Here is a 14888-nt window from a genome sequence, read left to right on the forward strand (position 1 = left end):
CACGAATCGGATTCGTCCGTGCCCCTAAATCCGGTGGCAGTTCGTGCAGTCTGTTCGGTGGGTAGGATGCGCGGTAACCGTGTCAGTATGGAAGTTGTCGTACAGCGTGTCGAGTGATCGATCGATTCCGGGAGATTCGGAGTCGTGAGAGGCGGGAGCAAGACCTGTGGCCGGCGAGGGAACGAACCCGTGGAAGACCTTTCAGCAGCAAGCCGCCGAGGGCAAGATCGACATCGGCGAGCAGGCCGCGAAAGACGCGGCGTTGCTGGTCGCCCAGACAGTGACCATGTTGCTCATTGCCAAATCCGCGATCGATGACTCGATCACCAGATTCCAGGGGTGGGGCAACCTCACCTCGGGCACCACGCTGGGCAACCGGTTCTTCACGGCCGCCAACGATCTCGATGATCGGCTCGCCGAGGACGAGAAGATCCTGCGCGGAATGGGTGAGATGTTCGCGATCGCGGGCAAGATCTACACGACTGCGGACGACTCCTCCGCGGACAACTTCGAGAAATACCGAACCGATCCCAGCCGCTACTTCGCGTGGAAGAACCCCACCTGGGAGTTTCCCGGCGTACCTCTGGCGGGTGAGGGCGGCCTTCCCGGCTGGGCGGCGGACTTGCATTCCGATTACAGCGACCCGAATTCGACGGCGTCGATGCCGCGAGACGGAAAGCTCCCGCCTGCGGATTTCCAAGCCGCCCAGGGCGCCGATTCCATCCCGGTGTCGCTCATCACCGCTACCGCCGACTCGGCCAAGCCGGGCGACGCCTGGACCGGTGACCCGACGATCGAGAACGCCTACGGCATCGAATACGGCACCTATTATCAGCTGGGCGTGAGTCTTCGTGACCACAATTCCGCCGTGCGCGATGCCTCGGCGGTATGGAATTGGATCGGCGACCGGCTCGACATCGCCTTCAGCGATCTCGCCAACAGCATCGAATCCCTGCACACATCTGGACAATGGGGCGGCAAGGGACCGCAGGCGTCGGTGGCTGCCGCCCTGACCTACCGGACGAACATCCTGAATCTGAAATCCGTCATCAACACCATCGGCACCAATCTCGAGTGGACATCGGGATGGTTGTGGGCGGTCGGCCTCAATATGCCGCCGACCGCGTGGAGTACCGGCGGCGGCGGTGGTGTCGGCCGAATCGTCGCGCGTGACAGATATCTTCCGCGAGCACGGCAGGCCTTCAATAGTCTCTATGTCCCCGGAGTCCAGACCGCCAGTGCCGGAATCCCTCCCATTCCGTCGCCGAACAAGGAACTGACCACGACGGCTCCCGCCCCCGGCCCGGGTCCTGGCCCGGGACCCGGGCCCGGCCCGGGACCGGGCGGGACCAAACCCACGTTGCAGAGTGCGAGCAGTCCGGACCTCGGCAACCAGCAGGCGTGGGAGCGCCAGCAACGGGAGGCCGCCGAGCGTGCGCGCAAGCAACAGGAGGCGGCGGCGCGCAAACAACAGGAGGAATCCGCGAAATTCCAGCGCGAACAGCAGGAAGCCGCGCGCAGGCAACAGGCGGAGGCCGCCCAGTATCAGCGCGAGCAGCAGGCGGCGGCGCGTCTCCAGCAGGAAGACGCGGCCAGGGCTCAGGCTGCTCAGCAGGCACAGCAAGCGGTGACCGAGGCGGTCTCGGCCGGCCAGCAGGCCGCGCAGGAAGCCCTCTCGGCGGCGCAGCAAGCCGCGCAGGAGGCGTCCTCCGGTCTGTCGGGCCTGTCCGACCTCGCAGGACTTCCCGGTCTCGCCGGACTGGCACCCACGGCGGCCGCGTTGGAGGCCGCAAAGAATGCGGCGCTCTCGGCGGGCAAGGGCGGCGGCGTCGGTGGTTCCGGCAGTGGCGTGTCACCGGTGTCCAGGGAGTTGTCGCAGGCCGCCAAACTATTCCCGCGAGCGGGCGCGGCCCAGACCGCCGCGACCGCGCTGGGCCGGATGTCCGGTGTGACGGGTATGTCGGGGGCCGGCATGCCCGGTTCGCCGGGCGCAGCGGGTGCGGCGGGTCGCGGTGCTGGCGAGAACAACCAGAACCACAAGCGGCCGACCTTTCTCGACTCCGGCGAACATCTTGAGGAGGCACTGGGCGACGCACCCCGCGTCGTCAAGCCGGTGGTCGACAAGTGAGTCGTACCTGGAACTTCACCGACCTGGAATTCTTCGTGCTCTGGGAGCGCGCCGAATCCGACGACGAGGTTCCGTCACCGCTCACCTTCACCAGCAGGACGGCGGGACACGACGATTTCATTCGCGAGAAGATCCGGACGCGAGAGGTTCTGTCCGCCAAGATCGATGATCGAGACAGTGCCGAAATGCTCGACACCCTGGCTTTTCCGGATATCCGCGTCGTGGTCGACGGTTGGGGTGCGCAGGATATGGACGATCCGAAAGGGTGTGTTCGCCTGCTTGCCGGTCGCAAGGGTGATATCGGCTACCTGGTGAAGCAACTTCCCGGTGAAACTATTTGGCACAGCGGCGGTTTCGTGATCACCGAATGCAGTGCCGTCAACTTGGCCAAATCCCTGGTCGCGGAGATGCCCGCGTTGGACGCCGGGAAACTCGGCGAGATCATGATGCCCGTCGCCGAGCGCGATCACGAGGTGGAACACGAATACGGCGCTTCGCTGGTAGAGGATTCGTTCGACGAACCGATCGCGCACCGTTCCCGGAAGTTCCTGGAAGCGCCCGCGATCACCGAAGGGATCATCACGGTGGTGCAGGGTCGGTCGATCTTCGGCCCGCGCGGTATCACCCGACATCAGATCGAGTGGCGTGACCTGGTGGACGACGGCAGGTACGCGATCATCGCCGGCGTTCCGCCGCGTGCGGTCGGCGCGGACGCGGTGCGGCTGACCACCTTGATCAACGCCGAAATCGCTTCGGTCATCAGGGCGATCAAGGACGAGCGCAGATAGAGGGTGACATGTCTACCGCAACATCACGCAACGGTTCGATCTCGGTGGAGACCACGGAACAGGGTCTGCCGATATCCCTCACCGTGGAACCCGAGGAATTGCGGCGGGATCCGAGCGCTCTGGCCGGTGACATCGTGCGATTGTGCAGGCAGGCCGCGAATCGGGCCGGGTTGGCTCGCCGCGCCGAATTGGAGGCCGCCGGGCTGACCGGTGAGGTGCTCGCGCTGACCGGGCTGCCGAAGCCGGAAGATGTCGCGCGGCAGGAGTTGATCGAGGAGCAGGACTACGAGGACGAACCGCAGAGTTGGCTGCGGTCGGTCTGAGGGGGCGACGATGAGTGAGGCGATGGACGCGCTGGAAGCGCGAGTGCGTGGTCAGCTGGATCGGATTCGGGATCTGGGGGAGCGGATGGCGGCGATCCGGGTACGGGAAACCTCCGCCGACGCCGCCGTGACAGCGGTGGTCGACGGCAACGGAGCATTGTGCGATCTGGAACTCTCGGGTGCGATCGCGCGCATGTCACCCGCGGAATTCGAGCAGGTGGTCGTGAATACCGCGGCCAGAGCGGCGCAACGGGCGTTCGCCGAGCGCGGCGAACTCGTCGCGGCGTTCAATTATGAAGCGGCAGAATAGCTCTCGAACTGGGGCACGTAATCGTCTTATGGTCCGCATTTTGCGAGTTGTTTACTGATATTTCGCTACTCGAGAGTACGGGTGATCCGGTACATTGGATTCACACGGACCAATAGTCTTCTCGCAGCTGAGGTTTCCGATGGATAAGATTGTTGTGACGTCCGACGCCGTTCGGCAGTACGGGAATGCTGCTGCCGGCATGGCCGCGGACGTCGCTGTCGCCGGTGCGGCCAACCAGGCGGCGATCATCGCCGCCGCGATCCCCGTCTTCGGGTTGATCGGTCAGGATTTTCTCGCCACCTTCGCGGGAGCCCAGGCCAACAACCTGACCTCGGTCGCCGAGCTGGCCCACGTGTACGCCATGACCGCGGTCGCGGCGCACGAGAGCGCCGCGCTGTACGACGTCACCGAGGCTTCGGCCGTCACCGATTTCGGGTCTGTCGACAAGATATGAGTGTTCCCCTGGATCAATCCGTGGTGGACCTGCTCCGGCAGAGCGCGATCGGACCGATGCTCGATCGGCCCGTGAACGATGTCCTGAAGGAGATGGGTCTCCCGGCGCTGCCGGAGATTCCGGGCTTGCCCCCGATGCCCGATCTGCCGCCGCTGCCGGTGATCGACCTGTCTGTTCTCGCCAAGCCACTCACGGATCTGGCCGGTAGCTTCGGCACCGGAACCCTACCCGCGGCGGGGCAGGCCGCAGCAGGTCCGCCGGTCGATCCGGCCCAGGTCATGCAGATCGTTTCCACCGTGTTGCAGACCGCGACCACGCTCGGCAGTTCCGCGCTGCAGTTGGCGATGACGCTGTGGCAGAGCGCGGCCTCCGCGGAAGCCGCGGAGAAGGGCGGCGCGGCCGCCAAGGACACCGCTGCCGTCGCTGATCAGAGTGCGCAGACCTCGGTGGGTGTCGCCACCGCCGCGAGTTCGGTTTTCCAGGGCTCGAGTCAGATGACCGCCATCATCACGAAATTCATGGCCTCGGTCACCGCCGCCGCCCCATTTCTCGCGACACCGCCCGGCCAGGCGTTTCTGGTCGCTCTGACGACAGAGACGATTTCGGAGGCCCTCGCCGTCATCGCGAAGACCAGGGGCGAACTCACCGTGCACAGCGCCGCGATGGCCGAGACCGGCACGAAGGTTCCGGTCACCCAGGCGCCGAAGAACGTCGATGCCATGCAGGCGATTTCCCAGGTGATGCAGATCCTGGGTCCGCTGACCAGCCTCGCGACCACGATGCCGCAACAGTTGATGGCGGTGAATACCGCGCTGAACACGCCGAAGTCGATCGCGAGCAAAGGTACGGAAGGCCTCGATCCCGCGAGCACGGATGATCTCGGTGGCTTCGGTGACGGTGGCGGCAGCGGCGTTCTCGGCGGTGGTCCGATCGGATTCGGCGCGATCGGCGGCGGCAGCGCGCGAGAGCTCGCGTCGTGGAGCTCCGCACGCGGAGCGGGCCCGTTGGGCGCTGCGGGCGCGAGCGCGCCGAGCGCCGAGGCCACCGGTGCGACACAGGCGATGACACGAGGCGGCGCGATGTCGAGCCCCGGAATGATGCCGATGGGCGGTGCCGCGGGCGCCGCGGCAGCCCGAACCGGCGAATCGACCTCCGAAGGGTTGCGCGGTCTGCTGGTCACCGAACAGCACGGCAACGAGGTCGTGGGTGATATCGAGGGGGCTTCGCTGCCGGTGGTCGGCGCGGCCGAACGTGTATCGGAACCACTCGACTCCGACTCGCCCGACAAGGCGCTCACCCTCTGACAGGAGGATGTCATGGAATTCGATCCGATTCGGGCAGGCCAGTCCGCCACCGATCTGGACGCCTTGGCTGCCAGACTGGAAACCGAACTGCGACAGAGTCTTCCGGCGTTGCTCGTACAGCCCGCCGGACTGGACGAGGTCTCGGGGCGGGCCGCCGCGACGCTGCGCGACGCGGCGTCGTCCTATGACGAGGCGGCTGTGCAGGGCATTCACGAAATCCGTAAGCTGGCCGCGGCCCTGCGTTCTCAGTCCGACCTGCTGGTGCGGATGGACGACGAGAACGCGAGCGGCTTCAGCGCGGCGAACTGACACGGGCGGCGCGCGCATGGTCGAACCACCGGTCATCGGCTTCACCGGTGTGGTCTGGCAGGCCAGACCCACCGATCAGCTGGCTCGCGATCTCACGACGGGGCCCGGCGCGGTACCCATGTCGGAGGCGAGCGCGGCATGGGCGAAGCTGGCCGCGAGTTTCGGCGCGGCCGTGGTCGAATACGACCAGATCCTGGCGAGGATTCGCGAGTCCTGGCGTTCCGGCGAGAGCGAAGCGGTGCTGGAGCGCATTTCCAAACTGCGGGAATGGCTGGTCGAGGCCGCGGCGGCGGCCGGACAGAACGCCACGAGAGCGGGTGGCCAGGCGGTCGCATACGAGGTGGCGCGGCTCGCCATGCCGCATATGGTCGAGATCGCCGCGTTGGAGACCGCCATGCGTGGAATCCAACAGGCCGGTGCCGCGTTGGGCGCGCCGCTGGTCGCGGCGGCGGCGCAGGTCGAGGGTGAACAGGATCTCGCCAAGGCCAACGCCGCGCGCGTGATGCAGAGCTATGAATCGGCGACTACCCCGCTCGCCACACCGTGGACCCACGAGGCGCCCCCCGTCATCGCGTCCAGCGCGCCGCTCGAGGCCGAACAGAGCGGTCCGGCAACACCTTCCGGTGTCGGTCCGGTGTCGGCGGCTGGCCTGCCGCCGGGATTCCTTTCCGGTCTCGGCGGGCTCTCCGTCGCACGGGAGAAGACCGCCTATCGAGCACAGTCGGTCGTGCGGACGACCGCGAACGAGCAGGTCGTCCCGGTGGAAACGGCCCCGGTGGCGACGGACAGGAGTATGGCCAATCGCATGGCCCCCGGCGCCATGGCCCCGGGAACCGCGCTCGGTGAGGTCGAGCGAACGGTACGGGCGGGCGCCGCGGCCGCCAGGCCCGGTGAGGGACTGGAGCTCGAGGCCGGAATCGATGCCGCGCCGCCGGTGCTCGGCGCGGCGGCCGAGTCGACGCGGGTGCAGCGGGTGGAGGTCCAGCCGTGACGGCCCCGCCGCGGTGGCGGGCGGCGTGATGTCGACGATGACCAATGACGCCCTGCTCGCGGTGTCGAATGTACTGGGTGTCCAGACCCTGCCCTCCGTGCTCGCGGTCGGTCCGCGACAGGATTCGGTGGCGGAGTGGGAGGCCGCGCAGCACCACGCGCTGGGCGAACTGCGCGGAGCGGGACTGCTCGACAGATACGACGAGGTCGACTCCGAACTCGCGACGGCCCTGCTGGTATTGGCGCAGCCGGAGCGGGAACTGGTGGCGCGCGTCCACGCCGAGGACGGTATGCGCCGGGTGTGCCTGGCCCGCCGCGGCGCCCAGCACGCGTTGGCGACCAGGATCGGCGATGTCTTCGACATCCACACCACGTGGGGTGACGAGGACGCGCATGCGCTCGCCCGTCCGGTGCTGGCCGCGCTCGGTCCGTGCCCGCCCGCCGAAGTGGTGAGTTTCAGCGCGCTCTCGGACGAACTACGCGAAAGATTCGACGGCGCGACCGACGCCGGCGACTACACCCAGGCGGTCTACTCGGTGGGCGTGGCCGAACGTGACGCGATCGAATACGGGCTCGCGTTGGCGAGCTGTCGCGCGCATGCCGAGATCGTCGCCTACAGCTCGGTCGACGGTAGTTCGACCAGATCTTCCGGTGCTGTCGCGGTCTACGACACCTCGCGGGGTCGTATCGTCGCCAGCCCCGGAGCGGCAGCCGACCTGCGGGTCTGGTCCACCTTCACACCGGGCACCGATCACCGTGTCGCGCAGGCGATCGCGGCCTTGATCGAGTCGCTGCCCGGAGGAAGGTGGATGCCGTAGCTCGCGCGTCGTCGAGGGCTGCTTGCGAAATCTTGGCCGCGTCAATCGAACAGCAGTGAACAGACATACGAGAAAGGTCCACAAATGTCGAAGGTAAGTCTCGATGATGCCGCAGCCGCCGAGGTCGTCAACGACCTCTTGACGGCAGTCGGCGAGATCAAGAAGACGATCGCCAATATCGGAACCGATATCGAGTCCGCCAAACCCGGATGGCAGGGCGAGGCGAACGGCGCGTGCACCACCGCCGCGCAGAACTGGGAAGAAGAGGGGATCCGGCTCAACAACAAGCTGGACGTGATGACCTCGAAGGTGTTCGAGGGCAACCAGACCAAGAGCAGCGTGGACACCGACAACGTCGACGCGTTCACCAACCTGGTCTGACCATCGCGGCGATCCACTCATTTCGAAAGGACAGACAATGCTTTACGACCCCAAGTACCTGGTGCCGCTCATCGACCAGCTCGATGGCCACTACAGGGCACTGAACAGCCAGATCGAACACCTCGAGGGTGTGGCCGCCAAGCTGTTGAACGTCGCGTGGGAGGAGAACGAGTCCGCGGTGGCGTTCAAGGACGCACACGACGCGTGGACGCTGGAATTCAGCGACACCACCACCATTCTCGAGAATCTGCGTGACGCCGTGGACCGCGCGCTCGGCAACGCGCAGGCCGCCGACAAAAAGGTCTACGACAGCTTCGCGGGCTGACCTCGACCGACAGCGTTGCCGAAGGCCCGTTCACGATCGGCGTGAGCGGGCCTCCGGTGTCACACCGGAATCGGTTGCGGTGCACCCAGATAGGTCATCTCGAAAGGTGTGGCGACCATGTGCACCTGCGTGCTGCCCGCCGCGGACCGCAATGTGACCAGGTTGGCCGTCTCGGAATCCTCGACGAGCGTGAGATCGGGATCGAAACCGGCTCCGCCCGACTCCTGACGCAACAGGATGACCGTGGCGTCGGAGTGATGGGTCGACGGTGTCAGGCCGTCGTAGACGATGACGGTCGCGGCGCGGTACGCGTTCGCCTGCTGAGACCCGGCCGACCACGTCGCCAGTGAGAGCGCCTGTGGGGAATCGACATAGGCCACCATCTCGCGCCACTGCTCGTGCCGGTTGGTGTGGACCACCACCGTCGCGCCGAGCGCGATCGCCCGCAGGATCACCTGTTTGGCGATGAGCAGCGCGCCGATGATCTCGACCCGGCGCACATGCCCGACCAGTGGCACCGCCACGCCCTGTCCGCTGGAGTCGGCGCCGATCAGTTGTCCGCAACCGGTGAGCGGTAGATCGAATCCCGCCAGTGACTCCGGTGTCCCCAGTGAGCCGTCGATCGGCAGTTCCGGGCCCCTGTCGCCGATCGGCAGACTGTGCACGAGCGCGCGATACTGTTTGCCGCGCAGCGGAACCAGACCCGGCACCGTCGCTTCGGCGGGCTGGTGTCTGGCGTCGAAACGCGCTGTCGCGGTGACCTCGATCCCGGAAGTGGAACCAGGCGCGGCGCTACCGGTGGCCGGGCGCAGTCGCAATGTCAGTGTTGTCGCCAGACTCTGCGTCGCCCAGATATCGGTGAAACCGCGATCACCGAATTCCTCCAGCGCGACACGGTAGGTGGTGGAGTGGACTCCGTTCTGTTCGAGGCTGTCGGGTGATTCGCTGAATTCGTCGAGGTGACCGCCGCGGACGAGTTGATTGACGGCGGCGGTCATTTCGGCGGCGGAGAGCACCGAGGCGGTGAGTTCGCGGGCGGCGAGCCGGTTGGCGACGCGCTGGGTGGCCACGAGCGCGGTGCGCAGCGTGCCGGTGGAACCGCCGCCGCGACGAGTCACCGCGTCGGTATTGGACAGCGGGTCCAGCCGCAGCACGATCCACACCGTGCGGTGGGCGACCGCGGGCAACGGACCGAGCATCTGGTCGTAGAGCCGCGCTACCGCGCCCGCGTCCGACGTCCTGGAGCCGGTGCTGATCACGTCGATCGCGGCGAGCGCGATATCGAACTGACTCAGGCAGCGTGCCAGCTCGGGCAGCGGGATCATCTCGCCCGCGCTCAGCCCGCTCGGACCGAGTCTGGTCACGAACGGGGGCTGAGCGTCGATGCGCAACATGGTGATCAGATGAAGGCCGTCCCAGCGCATTCCGTAACTGCCGCCGTCGGGCAGGGGAACATCGAACGGCGCATGGTTGACAGTCGCCGAACGATTGCGAAAAACTTGCCATCGGAAGGTGATCGCGCCACCGACGCGTGCCGCCACGGTGGCGCCGCGTATCGGGACGAGCGCGACCAGCGCGAGCGCGACGCCGCCCGCGACGGCGGCGATAGGCGGTGCGCCGAAAGCAGCCGTGACCAGTGCGACCACCACTGCCAGCAGTAACGCGGGAATCACCTGTCGCAGCGGGAACATTCGGAACAACCAGAAGTGCGGTGACCGCAGCGGCGGTGCCGATTTCGGGTCCTCGGCCGTTGTTGACGCCATGCGCTCATAATGGACCGAAGTTCCACTCCTTCGCTACTGTGAGCGGAACGAGGCGATCTCGCCCTCTCGATGTAGACACGTCAGTTCGGAGGCATCAGTGCCTGCACAGTTGACCACGCGGGCCCAAGTCAACGGATATCGGTTCCTGCTCAAGCGCTATGAACACGCGCTGGTCCGGCGGGACGTGCGCATGCTGCACGATCCGATGCGTTCGCAGTCGCGGTCGCTACTCGTCGGCGCGGTGCTGGGTCTGCTGGTAGTGGCCGGCGCGGCGATCATGTCGTTCCTGCGGCCACAGGGTTCCATCGACGACGCCAAGATCGTGATGGCCAAGGAGTCGGGCGCCCTGTATGCCGTGGTGGACGGCACCTTGCATCCGGTGCTCAACCTTGCCTCGGCGCGACTGATCACCCAGAGCAACGAATCGCCGACGTCGGTGAAGACCTCCAAACTCGGCGCGCTGCCGCGCGGCGCGATGCTCGGCATCCCCGGTGCGCCCGCCGCGCTGCCCGGGTCCTCCGCGGGGGATCGCTCGATCTGGACACTGTGCGACAGTGTCGCTCTGTCGAAATCCGGGAGCGCGGTCGGATCACCAGGCGCCGAGACCACCGTGATCGCCGGTCGACTGGAGACGAAGGCCGGCGCCGTGGCGCGCCCGACAGCGTCAGGAGAGGCGCTGCTGGTGACTCGCGCCGACAAGACCTATCTGCTGTTCGACGGCAAGCGCGCGGAGATCGATCCGAAGGATTCGGTGATCGCCGCGTCGCTGTCGTTGCGCGAGAAGAAGCCCCGCCCCATCAGTCCCGGACTGCTCAACGCGACCTCCCAGGTGCTGCCGATCGCGGTGCCGCAGATCGAGCGCGTCGGAGAGCCGGGACCGGGAAAACTGTCGAATATTCCGGTGGGTGGGGTGATCCGGGTGCGCGGGGTGAACTCCGAGGATTTGTACGTGGTGCTCGCCGACGGCGTGCAGTCGATTTCGGCCTTCACCGCCGACGTCCTTCGCAACGCGAATTCCCAGGGGATGAGCGATATCACGACGGTTCCGCCGGATCGGCTGCTCGGTATTCCCTACGTGACCAGGCTCGCGGTCGACCAATTCCCGAGTGGGACACCGAAGATTCTCGACGCCGAGGACGCCCCCGTCAGCTGCATGTCCTGGGAGAAGGGCGCCACGGACCCCGAGGCCACCGTCACCGTCCTGGCCGGACGCGCACTGCCGTTGCCCGATCACACGAAACCGGTCGAGATCGCGACCTCGGATGGTGTGAGAGACCGGGTGGACGCCGTCTACATTCCGCCGAGCACCGGTGAGTTCGTCCAGGTCACCGGCATGGATCCGGACAGCGTCCGCAAGGGCTCACTGTTCTATATCGCCGACAACGGCATTCGCTTCGGCATCCCGGATGCCCCCACCGCGGAGATCCTCGGCCTGGAGGCGAAACCGCGGCAGGCGCCGTGGCCGATCATCGGCGCGCTGGTACCCGGTCCGACTCTGAGTCCGTCGGACGCCCTGGTCAGCCACGACGTCCTCCCCACCGGTCACTGACCGGCGGCCGTCAGCGCAGGGTCGCCAGGACGTTGTCGAGTGCGTTCTGCATATCGACTGCCTCGATGCGCATGAGGACATCGGCGTCGACGCTGCTCAGATCGAGGGATTCATCGGTGGCCAAGCGGAATTCGCGCTCCTCCTCGGCCGCTTCGATGACATTGCGGACGAATCGGCCGTTGCCCGCGAGGTCGATGCCGCGGTGGGTGGCGCCGTTCTGGTCGGCGACCTCCCTCGCGTAGAGGACCTCGCAGGCTTGGATCAACAGCGCGAGGGCCTCATCGGCGACATCGGAATCCCTCTTCTTGGCGATGAACTGGCCGATCTCGCCCAATTCCACGGGCGAATACGAATCGAACTTCACCCGTTTGGAGAAGCGCGACGCGAGACCGTCGTTGGAGGCGAGCAGCCGGTCGATCTCGCTCTCGTATCCCGCGATGATGACCACCAGTCGATCGCGGTCGTCCTCCATGCGGGCCAGCAGGGTGTCGACGGCTTCCCGGCCGAAGGCGTCACCGCCGGAAAGCCCGGTCTGGATCAGCGTGTACGCCTCGTCGATGAACAGCACGCCGTCCATGGCGGTGTCGATCAGCTGTGACGTCTTGATCGCGGTGCTGCCCAGGTGCTGACCGACGAAGTCGGCGCGTTTGGCTTCGATCAAGTGATCGGTCTTCAAAAGGCCGAGCCCGCAATAGATCCTGGCGACGACGCGGGCTACGGTGGTCTTACCGGTACCGGGCGGGCCGGTGAACGCCAAGTGCTGACCGCGCGACACGCTGGCCATACCCTTCTCGGCGCGAATCTTGGACAGTTGCGCGGTGGCCTGGAGTTTGGCGACCTGGGTCTTGACCGCGGCCAAGCCGATCTGCTCGTCCAGCTCCTTGCGCGCGATCTCCAGAATGCGCTTGGCCTTGTCGTCGCGTTCCTCGCGCCCCATCTGATCGGTGGTCGGGGCCGAACCGGGATCCCAGCGATCGGTGCGGGCGTCGATCTGCTCTTTCGTGGTGACGGTGATGCGGTACTTACGATCCCGCATGGCCGCGGCATTGGCCTCGAAATCGGGAGCCTCGGAGAACACCTTCTCGAACAGCGCCTGGGCCTCGGTCTCGTTGCCGTTCTCACGCAGGCACAGTCCGCGGCAGAAACGCGCGGTGGTGGCCGCCGCGGGAATCGGGCCCGCCTCCGCCTGCTCCATGCGCCGGATCGCCTCACCGAACAGGCCGAGTTGGGCGCACGCGGTACCGACCATCACGTGCGCGCCCGCGGCGAGGTACGGATCCTCCCACTCGGTGGACCCGTTCAGCACCGTCATCACATCCGGCCAGCGCTGGGTCTGGTAGTGCAGAACGGCACGGACATAGGCGCAGATGCGGTCGTCGATCGCCTTATCGGGTTGTGACAGCTGGGATTTTCGGTATCGGGCGAGTTCGTCGAGCACCCGTTCGGCCTCGTCGTGATCGCCGTCGTTGATCAACTGCGCCGCCTGCGCGAGCCAGATCTCGACGTATCCGGCCAGCGGATAGTCGATGTACTGACCGATGACGAAACGGCCCGCGAGCGCCCTCGGCGGCAGGCCGAGTCGGCGCTGCTCGCGGAACAGCGTGTTGGGGCTGCTCTTGAACAGGTTGAACAGCACTTCGCGGGTCAGCTCGCCCGCCGCGGCCCGGCCGAGCCAGGCGTCGCACATGCCGGGATCCCATTCGGTGGCCCTGGTGAACGCGAGCTTGGCATAGTCGAGGTCGCGGGCCGATTCCTGCCCGTCTATCACGATTCCCAGCGACAGGACGCCGGCGTCGAAGGCGCGTTGTGCTTGGCGATTGCCGGTCATGCGGGTGAGCCCCCAAAGGCGACTGTTTCAGCGAGTTCTCGCTCAGCATACCGGGAGTGCGTGGGATAGATTGGGAGCGTTGCCAAGCAGGGACGCACGAAATGTAGGGAGTCTGCACGCTCGTGACCGAGTCGTCGACCAGTGGCTTGGGTGCCGCCGATCCGGAACTGTGCCGGGTATCGGTGATCGGAGGCAACACCCAGTTGGATCTGGGTCTGCCCGCGACGATTCCGATCGCCGCCTTCATCACCGACCTCGTCGAACTCATCGAGTCACGCAACCCGGATCTGACCGAGCGCGAAGAGGGCGCGCCGCTGCGGACGTCCCATTGGACATTGGCGAAGATCGGTCGCGACCCGATTCCGCCGGACCAGAATCTCACCGCCGCAGAGGTTTTCGATGGTGAGTTGCTGGTATTGCGCTCGGTGACCGCGAAGGAGTCGCCCGCGCTGTTCGACGATGTGATCGACGCGGTATCGAAACTCACCACCGACACCTTCCGTAACTGGTCGGCGCGTGCGGCCGGATGGATGGGCGTCGTGCTCGCGCTCGTATCCTCGCTGGCTGCTGTCGGATTGCTGATCGCCGCGAAGCAGGACGGGGCTTCGTGGGCCATCGGCTTCGTCGCCCTCGGACCCGGCATCGCGGGACTGGCCGCCGCGGCTATCGCCATGCGCAGGTACCGGGCACGCATGCCCGCGGTGGCGCTTTCGCTGTACGGCGTGCTGTTGTGCGCTGCCGCCGCACTGCTTTTCGTGCCGAACGGCATCGGTAGCCCTCATCTGATGTTCGCCGCGGTCGCCGCCCTGGTCGCCGCGGTCGCGGGGTACAGCGCGACCGGAGTCGGGGCGACCCTCACCTCGGCCACGGTGATGACGGTGCTGTTCGGCGGTGTCGCGGCGCTCGTGCGGATGGTATGGGACATCGACGCGTCGAAGATCGCGGCGGGTGTCTTGGTCGCCGCGCTCATCATGATCGCGATGGCGCCGAGGCTTGCCGTCGCCGCGGCACGTCTGCCCGTACCGCCGGTGCCGACCGCTGGTGCCGCCATCGATCCCGCCGACCACGAGCCACGGCCGACGATCGAGGACATCGGCGCGATCGGCGCCACGGCGTTGCCGTCCGCGGCCGGACTCGAACTGCGCGCCAAGGTCGCCAACGAGTACCAGTCCGGTGTGATCATCGGCAGTGCCGTCGCGGCCGTGCTCTCCTCGGTGCTCGTCGCCGACCCGTTCGGGGCGGCGCGCTGGCAGGGCATCACGCTCGGACTGGTCATCGCGGTGATCCTGAGTCTGCGCGGACGCGCCTTCGCCGATCTCACCCAGTCGGCGACGCTGATCGGCGCGGGCGCGGTGGCCCTGCTCGCGGTGCTGGTCACCGTGGCGCTGGGGCATCCGTCCTGGCTCGTGCCGATGGCGGGCATTCTGCTGGTCATCGCCGCATCGATGGTGGCGTTCGGTGTGATCGGCCCGCATACCGAGATGTCACCGGTCACCAGACGGGCCGGGGAGATCTTCGAATACCTGCTGATCGTTACCGTGATTCCGCTGGTGCTATGGGTCATGGACCTGTATTCGGCAGCCAGGAACCTATGACCGCGAGGTGTTATCGGCGATGA

Annotated in this window: 15 protein-coding genes; 13 read left to right on the forward strand and 2 right to left on the reverse strand. The window is 66.5% G+C overall.

Annotation, left to right across the window (positions count from 1 at the left end; translation table 11 throughout):
* Positions 1–166: 166 nt before the first annotated feature.
* The 11 genes from DAT37_RS15760 (at position 167) to DAT37_RS15810 (ending at position 8130) form a co-directional block, all read left to right on the forward strand.
* Positions 167–2128, forward strand: coding sequence for a hypothetical protein (locus tag DAT37_RS15760; protein WP_109525440.1), 1962 nt, complete (start codon positions 167–169; stop codon positions 2126–2128).
* Positions 2125–2916, forward strand: coding sequence for an ESX secretion-associated protein EspG (locus tag DAT37_RS15765; protein ID WP_109525441.1), 792 nt, complete (start codon positions 2125–2127; stop codon positions 2914–2916). The genes DAT37_RS15760 and DAT37_RS15765 overlap by 4 nt, the downstream gene beginning before the upstream one ends.
* Before the next feature lie 8 nt (positions 2917–2924).
* Positions 2925–3239: a hypothetical protein gene (locus tag DAT37_RS15770; RefSeq protein ID WP_109525442.1), complete on the forward strand. Its 315-nt coding sequence runs from the start codon at positions 2925–2927 to the stop codon at positions 3237–3239.
* A 10-nt stretch (positions 3240–3249) separates the two neighbouring features.
* Positions 3250–3549 carry a YbaB/EbfC family nucleoid-associated protein gene (locus DAT37_RS15775; RefSeq protein WP_109525443.1) on the forward strand — a complete coding sequence of 100 codons (300 nt, stop codon included), beginning with the start codon at positions 3250–3252 and terminating at the stop codon, positions 3547–3549.
* A gap of 139 nt (positions 3550–3688) precedes the next feature.
* A complete protein-coding gene (locus DAT37_RS15780; protein WP_109525444.1) occupies positions 3689–4003 on the forward strand; it encodes a type VII secretion target in 315 nt (104 codons plus the stop codon).
* Positions 4000–5307: a hypothetical protein gene (locus DAT37_RS15785; RefSeq protein WP_109525445.1), complete on the forward strand. Its 1308-nt coding sequence runs from the start codon at positions 4000–4002 to the stop codon at positions 5305–5307. The genes DAT37_RS15780 and DAT37_RS15785 overlap by 4 nt, the downstream gene beginning before the upstream one ends.
* Positions 5308–5319: 12 nt before the next feature.
* Positions 5320–5616, forward strand: coding sequence for a PE family protein (locus DAT37_RS15790; protein WP_109525446.1), 297 nt, complete (start codon positions 5320–5322; stop codon positions 5614–5616).
* A 16-nt stretch (positions 5617–5632) separates the two neighbouring features.
* Positions 5633–6607, forward strand: coding sequence for a PPE domain-containing protein (locus DAT37_RS15795; protein WP_198654278.1), 975 nt, complete (start codon positions 5633–5635; stop codon positions 6605–6607).
* Between the two features lie 37 nt (positions 6608–6644).
* Positions 6645–7424: an ESX secretion-associated protein EspG gene (locus tag DAT37_RS15800; protein ID WP_332873283.1), complete on the forward strand. Its 780-nt coding sequence runs from the start codon at positions 6645–6647 to the stop codon at positions 7422–7424.
* An 84-nt stretch (positions 7425–7508) separates the two neighbouring features.
* Complete coding sequence (locus tag DAT37_RS15805) at positions 7509–7805, forward strand: response regulator (RefSeq protein ID WP_109525448.1); 297 nt, start codon at positions 7509–7511, stop codon at positions 7803–7805.
* 37 nt (positions 7806–7842) lie between these two features.
* Positions 7843–8130: a WXG100 family type VII secretion target gene (locus DAT37_RS15810; RefSeq protein WP_109525449.1), complete on the forward strand. Its 288-nt coding sequence runs from the start codon at positions 7843–7845 to the stop codon at positions 8128–8130.
* A gap of 59 nt (positions 8131–8189) precedes the next feature.
* On the opposite strand, the gene eccE is transcribed toward DAT37_RS15810, so the two are convergent.
* A complete protein-coding gene (eccE, locus tag DAT37_RS15815; protein WP_109525450.1) occupies positions 8190–9893 on the reverse strand; it encodes a type VII secretion protein EccE in 1704 nt (567 codons plus the stop codon).
* A 97-nt stretch (positions 9894–9990) separates the two neighbouring features.
* On the opposite strand from eccE, the gene eccB reads away from it, so the two are divergent.
* Positions 9991–11442 carry a type VII secretion protein EccB gene (gene eccB, locus DAT37_RS15820; RefSeq protein ID WP_109525451.1) on the forward strand — a complete coding sequence of 484 codons (1452 nt, stop codon included), beginning with the start codon at positions 9991–9993 and terminating at the stop codon, positions 11440–11442.
* 10 nt (positions 11443–11452) lie between these two features.
* Here the strand turns inward: eccB and eccA are convergent, their stop codons facing one another.
* Positions 11453–13270, reverse strand: coding sequence for a type VII secretion AAA-ATPase EccA (gene eccA / locus DAT37_RS15825; RefSeq protein WP_109525452.1), 1818 nt, complete (start codon positions 13268–13270; stop codon positions 11453–11455).
* A gap of 122 nt (positions 13271–13392) precedes the next feature.
* On the opposite strand from eccA, the gene eccD reads away from it, so the two are divergent.
* Positions 13393–14865 carry a type VII secretion integral membrane protein EccD gene (gene eccD / locus DAT37_RS15830; protein ID WP_109525453.1) on the forward strand — a complete coding sequence of 491 codons (1473 nt, stop codon included), beginning with the start codon at positions 13393–13395 and terminating at the stop codon, positions 14863–14865.
* Positions 14866–14888: the final 23 nt, after the last annotated feature.

The sequence above is a fragment of the Nocardia aurea genome (assembly GCF_003123685.1).
Classification (GTDB): domain Bacteria; phylum Actinomycetota; class Actinomycetes; order Mycobacteriales; family Mycobacteriaceae; genus Nocardia; species Nocardia aurea.